The 17173-nt window shown below is 71.4% G+C and carries 19 protein-coding genes and 1 pseudogene; 14 read left to right on the top strand and 6 right to left on the bottom strand.

The window, feature by feature from the left end:
- Positions 1–134: 134 nt before the first annotated feature.
- The 6 genes from LZG04_RS18395 (at position 135) to LZG04_RS18420 (ending at position 4980) form a co-directional block, all read left to right on the top strand.
- Positions 135–1280, top strand: coding sequence for an LLM class flavin-dependent oxidoreductase (locus LZG04_RS18395; RefSeq protein ID WP_233818586.1), 1146 nt, complete (start codon positions 135–137; stop codon positions 1278–1280).
- Between the two features lie 4 nt (positions 1281–1284).
- Positions 1285–1764, top strand: coding sequence for a GNAT family N-acetyltransferase (locus LZG04_RS18400; RefSeq protein WP_233818588.1), 480 nt, complete (start codon positions 1285–1287; stop codon positions 1762–1764).
- A gap of 4 nt (positions 1765–1768) precedes the next feature.
- Positions 1769–2689: an ABC transporter substrate-binding protein gene (locus tag LZG04_RS18405; RefSeq protein ID WP_233818590.1), complete on the top strand. Its 921-nt coding sequence runs from the start codon at positions 1769–1771 to the stop codon at positions 2687–2689.
- A 192-nt stretch (positions 2690–2881) separates the two neighbouring features.
- A complete protein-coding gene (locus LZG04_RS18410) occupies positions 2882–3814 on the top strand; it encodes a hypothetical protein (protein ID WP_233818592.1) in 933 nt (310 codons plus the stop codon).
- Positions 3815–4022: 208 nt separating this feature from the next.
- Positions 4023–4784 (top strand): enoyl-CoA hydratase/isomerase family protein, encoded by a 762-nt coding sequence (locus LZG04_RS18415; RefSeq protein WP_233818594.1) that lies wholly within the window; start codon positions 4023–4025, stop codon positions 4782–4784.
- A 28-nt stretch (positions 4785–4812) separates the two neighbouring features.
- Positions 4813–4980, top strand: a complete 168-nt coding sequence (locus LZG04_RS18420) for a hypothetical protein (RefSeq protein ID WP_233818596.1) — start codon at positions 4813–4815, stop codon at positions 4978–4980.
- Positions 4981–5010: 30 nt separating this feature from the next.
- Here LZG04_RS18420 and LZG04_RS18425 read toward each other — a convergent pair whose 3' ends face one another.
- From LZG04_RS18425 to LZG04_RS18435, 3 genes are read right to left on the bottom strand one after another with little or no spacing between them, the layout of a single operon-like run.
- Complete coding sequence (locus tag LZG04_RS18425; protein ID WP_308199165.1) at positions 5011–5295, bottom strand: DUF4235 domain-containing protein; 285 nt, start codon at positions 5293–5295, stop codon at positions 5011–5013.
- Positions 5292–5933 (bottom strand): DUF3618 domain-containing protein, encoded by a 642-nt coding sequence (locus tag LZG04_RS18430; protein ID WP_233818598.1) that lies wholly within the window; start codon positions 5931–5933, stop codon positions 5292–5294. The genes LZG04_RS18425 and LZG04_RS18430 overlap by 4 nt, the downstream gene beginning before the upstream one ends.
- Positions 5930–6394 (bottom strand): phage holin family protein, encoded by a 465-nt coding sequence (locus tag LZG04_RS18435; RefSeq protein ID WP_233818600.1) that lies wholly within the window; start codon positions 6392–6394, stop codon positions 5930–5932. The genes LZG04_RS18430 and LZG04_RS18435 overlap by 4 nt, the downstream gene beginning before the upstream one ends.
- Before the next feature lie 83 nt (positions 6395–6477).
- On the opposite strand from LZG04_RS18435, the gene LZG04_RS18440 reads away from it, so the two are divergent.
- Positions 6478–7404, top strand: a complete 927-nt coding sequence (locus tag LZG04_RS18440) for a YihY/virulence factor BrkB family protein (RefSeq protein ID WP_233818602.1) — start codon at positions 6478–6480, stop codon at positions 7402–7404.
- A 40-nt stretch (positions 7405–7444) separates the two neighbouring features.
- On the opposite strand, the gene trxA is transcribed toward LZG04_RS18440, so the two are convergent.
- On the bottom strand, positions 7445–7816 hold the full coding sequence (gene trxA / locus LZG04_RS18445) for a thioredoxin (RefSeq protein WP_233818604.1): 372 nt from the start codon (positions 7814–7816) through the stop codon (positions 7445–7447).
- A gap of 143 nt (positions 7817–7959) precedes the next feature.
- On the opposite strand from trxA, the gene LZG04_RS18450 reads away from it, so the two are divergent.
- From LZG04_RS18450 to LZG04_RS18465, 4 genes and pseudogenes are all read left to right on the top strand, one after another.
- Positions 7960–8862: an ABC transporter substrate-binding protein gene (locus tag LZG04_RS18450; protein ID WP_374202831.1), complete on the top strand. Its 903-nt coding sequence runs from the start codon at positions 7960–7962 to the stop codon at positions 8860–8862.
- Positions 8852–9694, top strand: coding sequence for an amino acid ABC transporter permease (locus tag LZG04_RS18455; RefSeq protein WP_233818606.1), 843 nt, complete (start codon positions 8852–8854; stop codon positions 9692–9694). The genes LZG04_RS18450 and LZG04_RS18455 overlap by 11 nt, the downstream gene beginning before the upstream one ends.
- Positions 9691–10450: pseudogene (locus tag LZG04_RS18460) on the top strand (amino acid ABC transporter ATP-binding protein). Before LZG04_RS18455 ends, LZG04_RS18460 begins: the two are co-directional and overlap by 4 nt.
- A gap of 6 nt (positions 10451–10456) precedes the next feature.
- Positions 10457–12250, top strand: coding sequence for an aminotransferase class V-fold PLP-dependent enzyme (locus tag LZG04_RS18465; RefSeq protein ID WP_233818681.1), 1794 nt, complete (start codon positions 10457–10459; stop codon positions 12248–12250).
- Positions 12251–12568: 318 nt separating this feature from the next.
- Here the strand turns inward: LZG04_RS18465 and LZG04_RS18470 are convergent, their stop codons facing one another.
- On the bottom strand, positions 12569–13669 hold the full coding sequence (locus tag LZG04_RS18470; protein WP_233818608.1) for a hypothetical protein: 1101 nt from the start codon (positions 13667–13669) through the stop codon (positions 12569–12571).
- Positions 13670–13841: 172 nt separating this feature from the next.
- On the opposite strand from LZG04_RS18470, the gene LZG04_RS18475 reads away from it, so the two are divergent.
- Genes LZG04_RS18475 through cobM form a run of 3 tightly spaced genes read left to right on the top strand, consistent with a single transcriptional unit; the run spans position 13842 to position 16107 of the window.
- Complete coding sequence (locus LZG04_RS18475; protein WP_233818609.1) at positions 13842–14228, top strand: pyridoxamine 5'-phosphate oxidase family protein; 387 nt, start codon at positions 13842–13844, stop codon at positions 14226–14228.
- On the top strand, positions 14225–15367 hold the full coding sequence (cbiE, locus tag LZG04_RS18480) for a precorrin-6y C5,15-methyltransferase (decarboxylating) subunit CbiE (protein ID WP_233818611.1): 1143 nt from the start codon (positions 14225–14227) through the stop codon (positions 15365–15367). The genes LZG04_RS18475 and cbiE overlap by 4 nt, the downstream gene beginning before the upstream one ends.
- Entirely contained in the window at positions 15364–16107 is a 744-nt protein-coding gene (cobM, locus tag LZG04_RS18485) for a precorrin-4 C(11)-methyltransferase (RefSeq protein ID WP_233818613.1), read from the top strand. The genes cbiE and cobM overlap by 4 nt, the downstream gene beginning before the upstream one ends.
- Before the next feature lie 5 nt (positions 16108–16112).
- On the opposite strand, the gene LZG04_RS18490 is transcribed toward cobM, so the two are convergent.
- Entirely contained in the window at positions 16113–17171 is a 1059-nt protein-coding gene (locus LZG04_RS18490) for a cobalt-precorrin-5B (C(1))-methyltransferase (protein ID WP_233818615.1), read from the bottom strand.
- Positions 17172–17173 lie beyond the last annotated feature (2 nt).

Below are 17173 nucleotides of genomic sequence, written 5' to 3' on the forward strand. Positions count from 1 at the left end.
GGTGTGGTCGGCCTCCTGTCGAGGCTGACGCCCCCGCGTTCCCGCGTTCCCTTGCTTCGCGTCGACCCCGCGCGTCTCCCTCAACGTCGTGTGCGCGTCGACGTCTTCTTCCCTACCTGACGGAAGGTACTGACGTGCCTGTTGAGTTCCTGGGGATCGGCGGCACCAACGACGGTTCCGAGACGCACCCGCGCAGCGGCTTGGCGTTCGACAAGGACTACACCCTGCGGCTGGCCCGCGCGCACGAGGACCACGGCTGGGACCGGGTGCTGTTCGCCTACGGCTCCGGCTCGCCCGAGCCCGCGCAAGCCGCCGCCTACGTGGCCACGAAGCTGGACAAGCTCCAGATCCTGTTGGCGCACCGGCCGAACGTGTCCTACCCGACGTTCGCCGCGAAGACGTTCGCCACGCTGGACCAGATCAGCGACGGCCGGCTGACGGTGCACTTCATCACCGGCGGCACGGACCACGAGCAGCAGCGCGAGGGCGACTACCTGACCAAGGACGAGCGCTACTCGCGCACCGAGGAGTACATCCGGATCGTCAAGAAGGCGTGGACGTCGCGGGAGCCGTTCGACCACGAGGGCGAGCACTACAAGTTCGCCGACTTCGTCAGCGACGTGTTCCCCGTGCAGCAGCCCCGTCCACGCGTGTCGTTCGGCGGCTCGTCGCCCGCCGCGTACAAGGCCGGCGGCGCGGAGGCGGACATCTTCTGCCTGTGGGGCGAGCCGCTGGCGGACACGGCCGCGCAGATCGAGTCGGTCAAGCAGGCCGCCCGGGACGCGGGCCGCACGGACACCCCGCGCATCCAGGTGGCCTTCCGCCCGATCCTCGGTGCGACGGAGGAGCTGGCCTGGGAGAAGGCGTACCGGACCGTCGACGCGATCAAAGCGCGCACCGGGGGAGTGAAGGGGGTGAACCCGTTCACCCGCAGGCACAAGTTGACGGAACCGGAGAACACCGGCTCGCAGCGGTTGCTGGAGATCGCCGAGCGCGATGAGCGGTTCGACCGCGCCCTGTGGACGCCGACCGCCGCCGCGACCGGTGGCGCGGGCAACTCCAACGCGCTCGTCGGCACGCCGGAGACCGTGGCGCAGGCGTTGCTCGACTACTACGACCTGGGCGTGGACATCCTGTCCGCGCGCGGCTACGACATGGTCAACGACACGATCGACTTCGGCCGACACGTGATCCCGATCGTGCGCGAGGAGGTCGCCAAGCGGGACCGGGAACGCGCGGCGGCCGTCCCCGCTGCCCGTGAGATCGCGGTGGACGGATGACCGCGTGACCACCTCGGGAACCCTCGTCGCCCGCCGGGTCCTGTGGGAGGACCCGGTCACGGCGCCGTTGAAGGAGGAGCTGACCGCCGAGTACGTCTCCCGCTACGGCGACCGCGCCCGCGCGGAGCTGACGCGGTACGACCCGGACGTCTTCACCCCGCCGCACGGCACGCTCGTCCTGCTGTTCGAGGACGGCGAGGCCGTGGCGGGCGGCGCGTTCATGCGGCACGACGAGCGCACCGCGGAGCTGAAGCGGATCTGGACGCACTCCCGGCACCGCCGCCGCGGCCTGGCCAGGCGGGTGCTGGCCGAGCTGGAGCGCGACGCGGTCGAGCTCGGCTACTCGCGGCTGTACCTGACCACCGGCCCCCGGCAGCCGGAGGCGCGGGCGCTGTACCTGGCCACGGGGTACGCGCCGCTGTTCGACCTGACCGCCGACCCGCTCACCATCGACCACCTGCCGTTCGAGAAGGACCTGGGGTAGACCCATGCGCGCACGTTGCCTCTTGCTGCTGACCGCCGTGCTCACGCTCGTCGTGTCCGGGTGCGCGGCGCCGGCGGACGCCCTCGACCCACCCGCCTCAGGGGTGCGGCCGTCGGCGGACGTGCTGTCGGGGCTGTCGCGGGACGACACGATCGCCGCCCTGCTGCCGCCCGCCGTGCGCGAGGCGGGCGTGGTGAAGTTCGGGTCGTCCGTGGGCGGGCAGCCGCCGTCGTCGTACTACGCGGAGGACAACAAGACGGTGCTGGGCCTGGACGCCGACGTGTCCGAGGCGGTGGCGCGGACGTTGGGGCTGCGCATCGAGCGGGAGGTGGCGAGCTTCGAGACCATCCTGCCGTCGTTGGCGAGCGGGAAGTACGACATCGGCACGGGCAACTTCGGCGTGACCGAGGCGCGGAAGAAGACGATCGACTTCGTCACCTACATCAACGACGGCCAGGGGTTCGCGGTCCGCGCCGACGAGGACCGGGTGACGCGGGTCGAGAGCCTGGTGTCGCTGTGCGGGTTGAAGGTCGGCACGGGCGCGGGCACGACCTTCGAGGCGACGTTGGAGCGGGAGAAGCACGTCTGCGGCACGGCGGGCAAGCCGGACTACGAGGTGCTGAGCTTCTCCGAGAACGCGGCCATCTTCCTCGGGTTGCAGCAGCGCCACATCGACGTCGTGATGAGCACGATCAACGGCCTGCGTTACGCCGCGGCGAACCAGCCGAACCTGAAGTTCCTCGGCGAGTTCAAGCGACTGGACGTCGGGTTCGCGCTGCCCAAGGGCTCGGCGCTCGCGCCGGCGCTCCAGGCGGCGGTGAACAAGCTCATCGAGGACGGCGCGTACGAGAAGATCCTCGACAAGTGGGGCACCAAGGACTCGGCGATCCCGGAGTCGTTGATCAGCCCGCCGGAGCACGCCTGAGGCGTGCGCGGGGTGGACCGGGGCGCTTCGACCGCCCCGGTCCGCCCTGCGGCCTCCCGAAGCCTCTTGCCCGCCTCCCGAGCACGCGGACGGCAATGATCACCTGATCCACCCCTTGCGTTGGCTGCGGCTTCACCCCAGGGTTCAGCGCGGCCCGTTGGCTCCGACGGGCAACCCTGACGGAGGTGGAGCATGTTCCCCGCACGCAAGATCGCCGCGTCCCTGGCCGCGGCGGCGACGTTCTCGGTGTTCCTCACCACGCCCGCGCACGCCGCCACCGACGCCGAGCTGGCGTTCCACTGGGCGCCGGTGCACTACCAGGACACCGACTCGTCCGACTACGACGCCGACTTCTTGTCCACTGTGGACTTCGATGGTGACTGGAACACCCTGGACAACTGGGAGGCGCAGGACGATTCGGTGGCCCGCCTGACCGGTGCGGCGTACTACTCGGTGGTGGAGACCTCGACGCACTGGTTCCTGGTCTACAGCTTCTACCACCCGCGTGACTGGGAGGACTTCGCCGACCCGTTCGGGCAGTTCACCCACGAGAACGACATGGAGGGCCTGCTGGCGACCGTGCGCAAGGACGGTTCCGCGTTCGGGCGGTTGGAGGCCGTGATCACGGTGGCGCACAGCGACTTCTACTCGTACGTGCCGGCCGGGAGCACGTTCACGTCGGGCCGGGAGAGCGTGGACGGCACGTTGCGGCTGGACGGCACGCGGCCGACCACGCGCCAGGAGGCCAAGGGGCACGGGCTGTACGCGTGGAACGGCGCGGAGTTCCCGGGCGGTGACGGCGTGGTGTACGTGCCGAGCGCCACGGGTGAGGTGCCGTCGGGCGGCAACGACCGTTCCGTGGGCTACCGACTGGTGGACACCTTCGCCGCCGGCGGGTTGTGGGCGCAGCGCGACAGCTCGGCGACGTTCGCGAGCTGGGGCACGTTCCGCGGTGACAACGGCAAGGACAACGCCGCCAACAGCGCGTGGGGCTGGGACGACGGCAACGACGGCAACGACGTCCCGCGCGGCCTGCTCGCCACCGACCCGGCCTACGTCGTCTCCGTCTACTTCGCCAACCGCGGCTCGTTCAGCCTGACCTACACCCGCAACCCCTACCTCTGACCCGCGAGAGTCCTACCTTCACCCCGCGCGTGTCCTACGTTCGGAACGCGCGTGTCCTACGTTCAGAACACCCGAATTCAACGCTCAGGACGGCAGGCCGTGTTCTGAGCGTTCAACTCGGGGGTCGCGAACGTAGGACACACGCGTTCTGAACGTAGGACACACGCGTTCTGAACGTAGGACTCGCGGGGTGGATTAGGCTTTGGCGATGACGCTGAGGCTCGACACCGCAGGCCCGGTCGCCACGTTGACCATCGACCGGCCGGCCAAGCGCAACGCCATGAGCTACGAGATGTGGTCGGCGCTGCCCGGGCTGCTGGCCCAGGTCCAGGACGACGACGAGGTGCGTGTGCTGGTCGTGCGCGGCGGCGAGCACTTCTCGGCCGGTGCGGACATCAGCGAGTTCTCCACCCTGCGCAAGGGCGCGGCCGGCGCGGCCAGGTACAGCGAGGCGGTCCACAACGGCGAACGCGCCATCGCCACCCTCGGCAAGCCCACCATCGCCGCCGTCACCGGCTTCTGCATCGGCGGCGGCTGCGAGGTCGCCCTGGCCTGCGACCTGCGGGTCGCCGCCGCCGACGCCCGGTTCGGCATCACGCCCGCCAAGCTCGGCATCGTCTACAACTTCACGTCCACGAAGCAGTTGGTCGACGCGGTCGGCTCGGCGTGGGCCAAGCAGATCCTGTTCAGCGGTGAGATCATCGACGCCGCCACGGCCCTGCGCATCGGCCTGGTCAACGAGATCCACCCGGCCGACGCGCTCGACGCCCGGGTCGAGCACCTGGCGGGCACGATCGCGGCACGCGCGCAGGTCAGCGTCCGGGGCGCGAAGCACATCGTCAACCGCATCACCGACGGCCAGTACGACGAGGACGACGCCGTGCGCGCGCTGTACGACGAAGCGGTGCACAGCCCTGAGTACGCCGAAGGCGTCGCGGCCTTCCTGGAGAAGCGCACGCCGAGGTTCTGAACCGGTGGCACGCGGGTACCTCGACCCCATGACCGAACACCCGCTCGAAGGCGACCCGAACGACCCGGACCAGCACATCAACCCCGACCCGCCGCACTCGCCGGGCACGCCCGAGCCGCCCGACCTCGACGTGGACCCGGAGCAGTTCCTCGACGAGGACGAGCGGCGCGGGAAGGAGGACGAGCCCCCGTCCTAGACCCGGAGGACCCGCAGGGCCCGGGGCGCGTCAGTCGTACTTGTTCGTGTCACCGGGCCACTCGCCGGTGAGCTTGTCGTAGCCGGCCGCGCCACCCCGGTCGATCGCGGCCTTCACCAGGCCGAAGATCGCACCCTGGATGGACGCGGCCAGGAGCACCTCGCCCCAGCCCCGGTCCTTCTGGGTCGGGGTCGGCGCCTCCTTCGTGCCGGTGATGACCTTCCACACCTGGCCGAACACCGCGCTGGCGGCCAGACCGCCGAGCACGCCGAACAGCATGCCCAGCGGCCGGTACAGGAGCTTGTTGACGTTCACCGGCCCCTCCGCAGGAGCTTCCACAGCACCAGCACGACCGCCGCGACACCGGCCGCGACCGCCGCCGGGTGCCTGCGGGCCTGCTGCACGCCCTGCTCGACGCGCTGCTGCACGGGCGGCGGCAGCGACTCGACCGCCTGCGCGGCCTTCGTGCCGACCTGCTCGGCGACCACGCCCGCCTTCTGGCTCACCTGCTCGGCCACCTCACCGGCCTTCGAGCCGACCTGGCCCGCGACCTCGCCGGCCTTCTGGCTGACCTGCTCGGCCACCTCGCCCGCCTTCTGCCCGACCTGGCTCGCCACGGCACCGGCCTTCTCGCCGATCACGGCGGCCTTCTCGCCGATCGCCGCACCGGCCGCGTTCGCCGCCGCGCCCGCCTTGCCGGCCTGCTCGCCCGCCTTGTCGGCGACCTCGCCTGCCTTGGCGGTGGTCTTGCCCGCGGCGGCCGCCACCGCCGCGTTGGCCCGCGTAGCGGTCTCCTTCACCTGTTTCACTCCTTCGTGCGCCTTGTCCTTCACCCGTCCGGACACGTCGGTCTTGTGCACCAGCGCTTCCACGGTGTCCCCGAGCTCCCGCCGGGTCTGCTCGACATCGGCGCGCAGCTCGTCCGGGTCCGTGGGGACGTCCTTGCCGCTCATCGGTGTGCCCTCTCGCTCACGGTGGCGATGTCCTGCTTGACACCCGCTATGGCTTCCTCCGGCACCGGCGGGGTGCCGCGCTCCAACTGCTTGCGGCCGATCAGCGCGAGCACGCCCGCGACGACGAGCACGGCCGCCGCGACGACGAACGCCGCGAGCCACGCCGGCATGACGGTGGCCAGCAGCAGCACCAGGCCCGCGAGCACCGCCATCACGCCGAACCAGGCCAGCACGCCCGCGCCGCCGAGCAGCCCGGCCCCCGTGCCGACGCGCTTGCCCTTCGTGCGCATCTCGGCCACGGCCAGCCGGATCTCGTCCCGGGCCAGCCTGCTCACCTGCTCGGACAGCCGGTGCACCAGCTCGGCGGTGGACGGTTCCCGCTCGGGGGTGCGATCCGTGACGCGGCCCGTGACCCGATCGGTGACGCGGTCAGCCGCACGGGTGTCGGCGACGTGACTCATGGCCGTCTCCTCTCTCCACTCGCCCTCCGACTACCCGAAAACGCGCGGGTGTACGCACGGTATTCGGGGGAAACCCGTCGCCCATGGCGCACGCACCGGAGGCCCCGACCCAACTGCCCAAGCGCTCGTGGTGGGGCGTGCTCAAGCGGACGGTCAAGGAGTTCAACGACGACAACCTGACCGACTGGGCGGCAGCCCTCACCTACTACGCGGTGCTCTCGCTGTTCCCCGGCCTGCTGCTGCTGACCGCGCTGCTGGGGCTGCTCGGCCCGGACGCCACCAAGTCCATTGTGGACAGCCTGGACGCGCTGGGTCCGGGCGAGGCGAAGGACACGATCGCGGGCGCGCTGGAGAACCTGCAGAAGTCGCAGGCCAGCGGCCTGCTGGCGATCGTGGGCCTGGTGACGGCGCTGTGGTCGGCCTCGGGGTACGTGGGCGCGTTCATGCGCGCGTCGAACTCGATCTACGACGTCGAGGAGGGCAGGCCGTTCTGGAAGGTCATCCCGCTGCGGCTGGGCCTGACCATCGGCGTGGTGGTGCTGCTGGCGCTCACCGCGCTGGGCGTGACGCTGACCGGCGGCGTGGCCGAGTGGCTGGGCGAGGTGCTGGGGCTGGGCTCGACCTTCGTCACGGTCTGGGACATCGCGAAGTGGCCCGTGCTGTTCCTGCTCGCGAGCCTCGCGATCGGCCTGCTGTTCTGGGCCTCGCCGAACGTGCGGCAGCCCAGCTTCCTGTGGATCACGCCGGGCGGCCTGCTGACCGTGGTGGTCTGGGTGGCCGCGTCGCTGGGCTTCGCGTTCTACGTGTCGAACTTCGGGTCGTACAACAAGACCTACGGCTCACTGGCGGGCGTGATCGTGTTCCTGGTGTGGCTGTGGATCTCGAACCTGGCCCTGCTGCTCGGGGCCGAGCTGGACGCGGAGCTGGAGCGGGGCAGGCGGATGGAACAAGGGCAGCCCGAGGAGCGGGACCCGGTGGCCCCGCCCCGCGACACGACTGCGATGGACTGACGCTGCGATGGACTGATGCCGCGCCGGCCTGGCCGCCCGGTCAGGCCTGCTGCTGCTGCTGCTCCGCCACCTGCTTGCGCACGTCGTCCATGTCGACCTTGCGGGCCTGGTCGATGAGGTCCTCCAGCGCCGCCTCCGGCAGCGCGCCCGGCTGCGCGTAGAGCACCACGCCGTCGCGCACGATCATCAGGGTCGGGATCGACCTGATCTGGAACGCGGCGGCGAGCTGCTGCTGCGCCTCGGTGTCGACCTTGCCGAACACGATGTCGGTGTGCTTCTCGGCGGACTTCTCGTAGGTCGGGGCGAACTGGCGGCAAGGGCCGCACCAGTCCGCCCAGAAGTCGACCAGGACCATCTCGGAGCCGCCGACAACCTCGTCGAAGTTCTCCGCGGTCAGCTCCACGGTGGCCATAGGTCCTCCTCGCTGTGGACATGGGGTCGCCCCCTTGTACCCGGACCAACGACGTCCACACGCCCACAATTCCCTTCAACGAATTGTGGACACCTTCAACAAGGAGTTGTAGTTTCGCCTCACTCGAACGCAGGAGGTGTGCCGTGCGCGGGACCGCAGCCCTCGCCCTGTCCCTGTTCGCGCTGGTGGCGTGCGGTGCGCCGGTCGAGGACCCACCGGCCGGGCCCGCCGACGACCTGCCGTCGACCTCGGCGATCGTGGAGGCGGTCACCGAGGACGAGGCGCTGGCCGCGACCCTGCCGGCCGCCATCGCCCAGGCGGGTCGGCTGCGCGTCGGCTCGAACATCCAGAACCCGCCGAACAACTTCTACGCCGCCGACGGCAGGACCCCGGTCGGTTCGGAGGTCGACCTGGTCAAGGCACTGGGCGCGAAGCTCGGGCTGACCGTCGAGCACCAGGACATGGCGTTCGGCTCGCTCATCACCAGCCTTCAGGCCGGCCGGATCGACGTGACCATGGCCGCGATGAACGACACGCCGGAGCGGCGGCAGGCGATCGACTTCGTCGACTACTTCACCTCCGGCATCACGATCACGGTCCAGAAGGGCAACCCGGCGGGCATCAAGAGCCCGGACGACCTGTGCGGCAAGTCCGTCGCGGTCAACCTCGGCTCCAGCCAGGAGACCTACGCCAAGCAGTTCCAGTGCCTGTCCGGCGACCCGATCGCGGTCACCGCCACCGACAGCGACACGCAGAACCAGAACCAGCTGCGCACCGGCCGGGTCGCCGCCATCCTCAACGACCTGCCGACCGCCGTCTACGTGGCCAAGACCGCGGGTGACGGCGAGTTCTTCGAGGTCGTCGACCTGGCCCCGATCAACGGCGGTCCGTACGGCATCGGCGTCGACAAGAACACCCCGGAGCTGACCACGGCGTTGCGGAAGGCACTTCAAGCGCTCATCGACGACGGCACCTACGGCAAGATCCTCGAAGCCTGGGACGTCGAGCAGGGCGCGGTCACGAAGGCGACCGTCAATGGCGAGTGAGGACCGCGGGTCGCCGGACGCCCACGACGACTTGGTGGTCGTGCCCCTGCGGCACCGGGGGCGGTGGGTCGGCGGCGCGGTCATCCTGGCGGTGGTCGGTGCGCTGGGCTGGTCGCTGGCCGGGGCGAAGATCGACTACGCGGCCGTGCCCGGGTTCTTCACCCACGACGTCATGCTGCGCGGCCTGGTCAACACGGTCGTGCTGGCGCTGGCCGCCCAGGCGGGCGCCATCGTGCTCGGCGTCGTGATCGCACTGCTGCGCCGCTCGGCCAACCCGGTCGCGCGCTGGTTCGCCGCCGGGTACGTGTGGCTGTTCCGCGGCCTGCCCGTGCTGCTCCAGATCCTGCTGTGGTTCAACCTCGCGCTGGTCTTCGAGAACATCTCCGTGTTCGGGCTGGTCGAGGAGAAGACCAACGTCCTGGTGACCGCGTTCGTCGCGGCGCTGCTCGGGCTGGGGCTCAACGAGAGCGCGTACATGGCCGAGATCGTGCGGGCCGGGCTGAACAGCGTCGACCACGGCCAGGTCGAGGCGGCCAAGGCCATCGGCATGACGCCCGCGACCACGCTGCGCCGCGTGGTGCTGCCGCAGGCCATGCGGGTGATCATCCCGCCGACCGGCAACAACTTCATCAACATGCTCAAGGGCACGTCCATGGCTTCGGTCATCGGGTTCCTGGAGCTGGTCCACGCGGCCAACAACATCGCCTCGCGCAACCTCCAGATCATGGAGACGCTGCTGGCCGCCGCCGCGTGGTACATGGTCGTGGTCAGCGTGGCGAGCGTCGGGCAGCACTTCCTGGAGCGCCACTACGGCAAGGGGGTGGCCCGGTGAGCCTCGTGCGGGCGGTGGGCGTGCGCAAGTCGTTCGGTGACGTCGAGGTGTTGCGGGGCGTCGACCTGTCGGTGGAAGCGGGCCAGGTGGTGTGCCTGCTCGGGCCGTCCGGCGCGGGCAAGTCGACGTTCCTGCGGTGCGTGAACCACCTGGAGACGATCGACGCGGGCCGCATCTGGGTCGACGGGCAGCCGGTCGGGTTCACCGCGCGCCGGCGGGAAGCTGTTCGAGCTGCGCGAACGGGAGGTGGCGCGGCAGCGGCGGGGCATCGGCATGGTCTTCCAGCGGTTCAACCTGTTCCCGCACCGCACGGCCCTGGAGAACGTCGCCGAAGGGCCCGTGCACGTGCTGCGGACCCCTCGGCGGGTCGCGTCGGAGCAGGCGCGGGCGTTGCTGGACCGGGTGGGGCTCGCGGACAAGGCCGACGCCTACCCGCACCAGCTCTCCGGCGGCCAGCAGCAGCGGGTCGCGATCGCGCGGGCGCTGGCCATGCGGCCGAAGCTCATGCTGTTCGACGAGCCCACCTCGGCGCTGGACCCGGAGCTGGTCGGCGAGGTGCTGGACGTGATGGTGGACCTGGCCCGAGACGGCATGACCATGATCGTGGTCACGCACGAGATCGGGTTCGCCCGGCAGGTGGCCGACTCGGTGGTGTTCCTCGTGGACGGTGCGGTGGTCGAGGCCGGGCCGCCGGCACAGGTGCTGGACAATCCGCGACAGCAACGCACGCAGCAGTTCCTCGCGAAGGTGCTCTAGGTGGTCATGCGCATCCCGTCGTCCTACCTCGTCCAGTTCCACGAGCCGGAGGGGTACCTGGACTTCGCCCGCTTCGGGCCGCCGTCGTTCGCCGTGGTGGACACCACCGCCCGGCTGGTCGAGGCGTCGGCGGCGGCCGGGCCGTCCACGGTGGACGACCTCATGCGGCAGGAGCTGCGGGCGAAGGCGGCGGTGGCGCGGCTGTGCCGCGGGGACACCGACCACGTGACGCTGCTGCCGAACACGAGCACCGGGCTGTTCCAGGCGGCGCTCGGGGTCAGCGGCGAGGTGCTGGTGTCGTCGGGTGAGTTCCCGGCGAACACCTACCCGTGGGCGCGGTCGCCGTCGGTGGACGTGTCGTGGCTGCCGCCGGGGCCCGTGACGGCGGACGTGGTGCGCGAGGCGTTGACACCGGAGACGGTGGCGCTCTCGGTGAGCGCGGTGGACTTCCGCACCGGGTACCGCGCGGACCTGGCGGCGTTGCGCGAGGTGGTGGGCGACCGGCTGCTGGTCGTGGACGGGATCCAGGGCTTCGGCGTCGTGGACGAGCCGTGGGAGGTGGCCGACGTGCTGGTCGTCGGCGGCCAGAAGTGGGTGCGGGCGGGGTGGTCGACCGGCTTCATGACGTTGTCCGACCGGGCGTTGAGCAGGCTGGACCCGGTGCTGTCGGGGTGGACGGGAGCGGAGGACGCCGGGCTGTTCGACAACGGCATTCACCCGGTCGGGGAAGGGGCGGCGGGGTGGTCGATCACGAACCTGAGCCCGGTCGCGTCCGAGGCGTTGGCGGCGGGGTTGGAGTTGGTCGAGCTGGCGGGGGTCGAGGCGATCTTCGATCGGGTTGTTGAACGATCCGACGAGTTGGCGGAGGTGATCCGGGCGGTCGGGGGTGAGGTCGTGTCGGCCGTGGACCGGCGGGCGGGGATCCTCGCGTTCACGCTGCCCGGCCACCCGCCGTCGGTGGTGGGGGCGGCGTTGGCGGACGCCGGGGTGACGGCGACCGTGCGGCCGGAGCACGTGCGGTTGTCGCCGCACGCGTCGACCACGGGGGAGACGGTTGCCCGGTTCGCGGCGGCGTTGAAGGAGATGCGCGGGCCGGCTGCGGTCGTGGTGCCGTCGGGTTCGGCCGGGTCTGTTGGGTCCGTGGGGTCTGCGGGGTCTGCGGGATCTGCGGGGTTCGAGCGGGCGGGGGCGGTCACGGCGGAGGTGCTCAACGCCCTCGTTCCCACGGTGAACAGCCTGGCGGCGGCGTTGGGGCCGGGTACCGAGGTGGTGCTGCACGACCTCGGCGCGTTGCCGAACTCGATCATCGCGATCGCCGGGGACCTCACCGGGCGCAAGGTCGGTGGGCCGATGACGGATCTGCTGCTCGGGCTCGTCCGGCGGGGGACCACGCAGGATCTCGCCGGGTACGAGACGTATGCGCCGGACGGGCGGGTGATCCACTCGTCGACGGTGTTCCTGCGGGATGAGCGGGGGGTGGCGGTCGGGTGCTTGTGCGTGAACCGGGAGCCCGGACTGGACCGTGGTCCGGAGCCGGCTGCGGTGGTGAGGGCGGCCGGGGCTCCGGTGGAGGTGTTCCCCGGTGATGTGGACACGCTCCAGCGGGTGTTGGTGGAGCGTGCCGTGGCGGCGGTCGGGGTGCCGGTGGAGTTGATGAAGAAGTCGCACAAGTCGCAGGTGGTGAAGGTGCTGGACGAGGCTGGGCTGTTCCTCATCCGCGACTCCGTCGACTACCTGGCGGGCGTGCTCGGCGTGACCCGCTACACGATCTACAACTACCTGAACGAAATCCGCGCCTGACCCCAGCTCCCGCGCGTGTCCTACGTTCGGAACGCGTGAGTCCTACGTTCGGAACGCGAGAGTCCTACGTTCGGAACGCGTGTGTCCTACGTTCAGAACGCGAGAGTCCTACGTTCGGGACCCCCGAGTTGAACGCTCAGGTGCGGTGGGGGAGTCCGGGGTGCGAGTCCGGGGGCGGTTGGCTGTGCTTGCTTCCGGCTCGATTTGACATGGGGCCCTTACGGGCACTCCAGGCAGGCCAAAGCCGGCAGGCCCGGCGGGGAAAAGCGTCCCGCCAGGCCTGCCGGCTTCGACCAGCCTAAAGCACCCGAACCCATGTCAAATCGGGCCTCGGTGGGTGGGCTGCGGGTCCGTTGGGGGTGGGGTGAGGATGGCGAGGTGGGGTGGGGGGAGTGGTTCAGTGCCCTGGTGGATGGTGTTGTAGGCGGTGGTGCGGGCGGTGTTGGCTTCTTGGTCGGTCAGGGTTCTGGTCGGGTGGCGGAGGTGGAGGCGGAGGAGGACGTTCTTCTGGGTTGGGGTTGCGCCCAGGCGGGCGGCGGCGGTTGGGGGCAGGGCGGTGATCGGGGTTTCGTTGAGGATGGTGACTTCTTCGACCAGGTCGCCGATGGCGGTGCGGACCAGGTCGCCCAGGGTTTCGCTGTCGGCGTGGTGGTCGACGGCGACGGAGATGTCACGGGTGATCGAGGGGTGCTTGGAGACCGGGCGGTAGGGGGTCAGGTCCAGCATCTGGGTGCGCACGCGGGGGTCGTCGGAGGTCAGCAGGCGGATGTCCGGGATGCCCTTGCGCAGCATCAGCAGGCGGTCCAGGCCCAGCCCCAGGGCCAGGCCGTGGACTTTGGGCGGTAGCCACGCGCGGCGCAGGACGTGGGTGGCGGCGAGGCCGCACTCGGCGACCTCCAGCCAGTGGCCGTCCACCAGGACGTCCACTTGGCGGCCCTCGGTGGTGTAGGGGTGGGTGGCCGGTGTGGTGCGGTAGGGCAGGCCCGGGAGGGCGGTGGTCAGGACGGTCTCGATCAGTTCGTCCAGGTCGGCGCGGTGGTGGGAGATCCGCCACAGGTCCAGTTGGTGCGGGGTGCCCGAGTGGACCCGGTCCACCGCGTCACGGCGGTAGACCATGCCCACGCACGCCAGCAGGACGTCGTCCCAGTCGTGCTGGGTGCCCAGCAGGCGCAACGCCGGCGGCACCATGGCGGTCGTGTGGCTGCGCAACATGCGGTTCTCGCTGGTGTAGCGCGTGTAGCGGGCGTCACGGGTGACGGCGTCGGGTGGGTAGCCCAACGCGGTGTAGTTGTCGTCGACGGACACCTCCGGGTGGTCGCGCAGCACGCGCAGTTCACCCGGCAGGGCGGCGAGGATGTCGTCTACCAGCAGTTGCATGGCGTGCGGCCCGTAGGCGGGGTCGCTGAGGTCGCGAGGCATGGTGGTCCCTTCGAACGGTGGCTCGGGCCGGGTGAGAACCCCCTGGCCGGTCCCGCCACCGGGACCGCGTGAGCTAGCGCACGTCCCCAGCGGCCGGGTCTCCCGGCCGGGGGTGGCTAAATCGGCGCGTCACGTTTTCCACGATAGCCCGCGCGTGCCGCATGATGCACGCATGTTGTCGAGCAAGGGCGAGGACTTCCGCGCGTTCTGGACCGAGCGCCACCTGTGCACGCTGACCACGATCCGCCCGGACGGCACGCCGCACGTGGTGCCGGTCGGCGTCACGCTGGACGTGGAGACGGCCACCGCCAGGGTGATCACGTCGCGCCGGTCCCACAAGGTCCGCCAGATCCTCGCGGCCGGCTCCGCGCCCGTGGCCGTGTGCCAAGTGGACGGACGCCGCTGGTCGACGCTGGAGGGGCGGGCCGTGGTCCGGCAGGAGCCGGAGGTGGTGCGCGACGCGGAACGCCGTTACGCCGACCGCTACCGCACGCCCCGGCCCAACCCGGAGCGCGTGGTGATCGAGATCGCCGTCACGCGCGTGCTGGGGACGGTGTGAGCGTCACCGTCATCGGCATCGGCGCGGACGGCTGGGACGGCCTGCCGACCGCGTCGCGGCGCGAGATCGAGTCGTGCGAGGTGCTGATGGGCAGCTCCCGGCAGCTCGACCTGGTGCCCGGCGAGTTCGAGCGGGTGCCGTGGCCCTCGCCGCTGGTGCCCGCGCTGCCCGGGTTGCTGGCCCGGTACGAGGGCAGGCGGGTCGGGGTGCTGGCCAGCGGCGACCCGATGTTCCACGGCATCGGCACGACGTTGGTGCGGCTGTTGGGCGAGGTGCGGGTGTTGCCGCACCCGTCGTCGGTGTCGTTGGCGTGTGCGCGGTTGGGGTGGGCGCTGGACGACGTGGACGTGGTCAGTTTGGTCGGCAAGCCCGCCGCGCTCGTCGTGCCGCACCTGCACCCGGGACGGCGCGTGCTCGTGCTCGGTGGTGATCCGCGCGAGGTCGCCGCGTTGGCCCCGGACGCCCGGTTGACGGTGCTGGAGCAGTTGGGCGGGCCGCGGGAGCGGGTGCACCACTCGCTCGACGACGCCGACCCGCTGCACGTGCTCGCGATCGAGTGCGGTGCCGACGGCGAGTCGTTGACACCGGGGCGGCCGGACGAGGTGTTCGAGCACGACGGGCAGTTGACCAAGCGCGAGGTGCGCGCGGTGACGGTGGCGCTGCTCGCGCCGCGCCCCGGCGAGCTGCTGTGGGACGTCGGCGCGGGTGCGGGCAGCATCGCGGTCGAGTGGTGCCGGACCCACCCGAGCTGCCGGGCCATCGCGGTGGAGAAGCACCCGGAGCGCGCTGCGCGGATCAAGCGCAACGCGACCAGGTTGGGCGTGCCGGGGATCGAGGTCGTCGTCGGCTCGTCGCCGGAGGTGTTGGACCTGGCGGCCCCCGACGCGGTGTTCATCGGGGGCGGCCTGACCGCCGCCGGTGTGGTCGAGCGCTGCTGGGACGCGCTGAGGCCCGGCGGGCGGCTGGTGGCCAACGCCGTGACGCTGGAGTCGGAGGCCGTGCTGACGCGGTGGCGCGGCCGGTTGGGCGGCGACCTGAGCCGGATCGAGGTGAGCCGGGCCGGCGCGGTCGGCGGGTTCACCGCCTGGCGGCCGCAGATGCCCGTGACCACGTGGGTAGTGACCAAGGAGAACGCGTGACCGTCCACTTCATCGGCGCCGGGCCCGGCGCGGCCGACCTGCTGACCCTGCGGGCGGCGCGGCTCATCGCCGAGTCGCCGGTCTGCCTGTACGCGGGCGCGCTGGTGCCGGTCGAGGTGCTGGAGCACTGCCCGCCGGGCGTCCGGCTGGTGGACACGGCGAACCTCGACCTGGACCGGATCACGGCCGAGCTGGCCGCCGCGCACGCCGCCGGCCAGGACGTGGCCCGCCTGCACTCCGGTGACCCGTCGGTGTTCAGCGCGATGGCCGAGCAGATGCGCCGCTTGGACGCGCTGGGCATCGACTACGACGTGACGCCCGGTGTGCCGGCCTTCGCCGCGGCGGCGGCGGCGCTGAACCGCGAGCTGACCGTGCCGGGCGTCGGCCAGACCGTGGTGCTGACCCGCACGTCGGCCCGCGCCACGCCCATGCCGCCGGGGGAGGACCTGGTGTCGCTGGGGCGGTCCGGCGCCACGCTCGTGCTGCACCTGGCCGTGCAGCGGGTCGAGGAGGTGGTGGCCGACCTGCTGCCCAACTACGGCCCGGACTGCCCGGTCGCCGTGGTGGCCCGGGCCAGCCGGGAGGACGAGCTGGTGTTGCGCGGCACCTTGGCCGACATCGCCGACCAGGTGCGCGAGGCGGGGGTGAAGCGGACCGCCGTCATCGTGGTGGGGAAGGTCCTGACCGCCGAGGGCTTCCCGGACAGCCACCTCTACTCCACCGCGCGGTGCCGCTCGTGACGGTGTCAGGCCCGCCCGACGACCGTGCCCGCGCGGTCGATCACGACCACGTCCACGGTGACCGGCGCGCCGCGCAGCACGTCGTCCGCCGTGGCCTTGGCCTTCGCCGCCACCAGGTCGCCCAGCGGCACGCCCGCCGCCTGGCACACCTGCAACGCGCCGAGCGCCGTGTTGGCCCCCGTGATCGCCCCGGCCAGCGCCGGGTCGTCCACGAGGGAGGCCACGAAGCCCAGGTCGACCTGCGAGCGGCCCGAGTGCAGGTCCAGGTGGCCGTGGGCGAGCTTGGACAGCTTGCCGATGCCACCCGCGATGGTCAGCCGCGGCACGGGGTGGCGGCGCAGGTACTTCAGCACCGCGCCGGCGAAGTCGCCCATGTCCAGCAACGCGTCCTCGGGCAGCCCGTGCAGCGCCGCGGCGACCTTCTCCGACGTGCTGCCGGTGCAGCCGGCCACGTGCTCGTAGCCCTGCGCCCGCGCCACGTCGATGCCGCGCCGGATGCTGTCGATCCACGCCGAGCACGAGTACGGCACGACGATCCCCGTCGTGCCCAGGATCGACAGCCCGCCCAGGATCCCCAACCGGGGGTTCCACGTCTTGCGCGCCAGCTCCTCGCCGTGCTCGACCGAGATCGACACGACCACGTCGCCGGTGCCGCCGTGCTCGGCCGCCACCCGCGCGACGTGCTCGCGCATCATCCGCCGCGGCACGGGGTTGATCGCGGGCTCGCCCACCGGCAGCGGCAGCCCCGGCTTGGTCACCGTGCCCACGCCGGGCCCCGCCTCGAACACCACGCCGCTGCCGGGCGCGCCGTGCCGGACCTCGGCACCGACCAGCGCGAGGTGCGTGACGTCCGGGTCGTCGCCCGCGTCCTTCACGATCGCGGCGAAGGCGCTGCCCCCGCCCAGGGACTCCCGGGCCAGCGCGAACGTCGGCGTCTGGCCCTTCGGCAGCACGATCCCGACCGGGTCGGGGAACGCGCCGGTGAGCAACGCCGTGTACGCCGCCGTGGTCGCGGCGGTGGCGCAGGCGCCGGTGGTCCAGCCGAAGCGCAGGTTCGTGCTCACGA

The organism is Saccharothrix sp. S26 (genome assembly GCF_021390395.1).
Taxonomy (GTDB): Bacteria; Actinomycetota; Actinomycetes; order Mycobacteriales; family Pseudonocardiaceae; genus Actinosynnema.

Excerpts from the sequence above, each read along its gene's own strand:
- LZG04_RS18405 (WP_233818590.1), top strand. The coding sequence starts at position 1,769 with ATGCGCGCACGTTGCCTCTTGCTGCTGACCGCCGTGCTCACGCTCGTC.
- LZG04_RS18410 (WP_233818592.1), top strand. The coding sequence starts at position 2,882 with ATGTTCCCCGCACGCAAGATCGCCGCGTCCCTGGCCGCGGCGGCGACG.
- LZG04_RS18415 (WP_233818594.1), top strand. The coding sequence starts at position 4,023 with ATGACGCTGAGGCTCGACACCGCAGGCCCGGTCGCCACGTTGACCATC.
- LZG04_RS18420 (WP_233818596.1), top strand. The coding sequence starts at position 4,813 with ATGACCGAACACCCGCTCGAAGGCGACCCGAACGACCCGGACCAGCAC.
- LZG04_RS18430 (WP_233818598.1), bottom strand. The coding sequence starts at position 5,933 with ATGAGCGGCAAGGACGTCCCCACGGACCCGGACGAGCTGCGCGCCGAT.
- LZG04_RS18435 (WP_233818600.1), bottom strand. The coding sequence starts at position 6,394 with ATGAGTCACGTCGCCGACACCCGTGCGGCTGACCGCGTCACCGATCGG.
- LZG04_RS18440 (WP_233818602.1), top strand. The coding sequence starts at position 6,478 with ATGGCGCACGCACCGGAGGCCCCGACCCAACTGCCCAAGCGCTCGTGG.
- trxA (WP_233818604.1), bottom strand. The coding sequence starts at position 7,816 with ATGGCCACCGTGGAGCTGACCGCGGAGAACTTCGACGAGGTTGTCGGC.
- LZG04_RS18455 (WP_233818606.1), top strand. The coding sequence starts at position 8,852 with ATGGCGAGTGAGGACCGCGGGTCGCCGGACGCCCACGACGACTTGGTG.
- LZG04_RS18465 (WP_233818681.1), top strand. The coding sequence starts at position 10,457 with ATGCGCATCCCGTCGTCCTACCTCGTCCAGTTCCACGAGCCGGAGGGG.
- LZG04_RS18470 (WP_233818608.1), bottom strand. The coding sequence starts at position 13,669 with ATGCCTCGCGACCTCAGCGACCCCGCCTACGGGCCGCACGCCATGCAA.
- LZG04_RS18475 (WP_233818609.1), top strand. The coding sequence starts at position 13,842 with ATGTTGTCGAGCAAGGGCGAGGACTTCCGCGCGTTCTGGACCGAGCGC.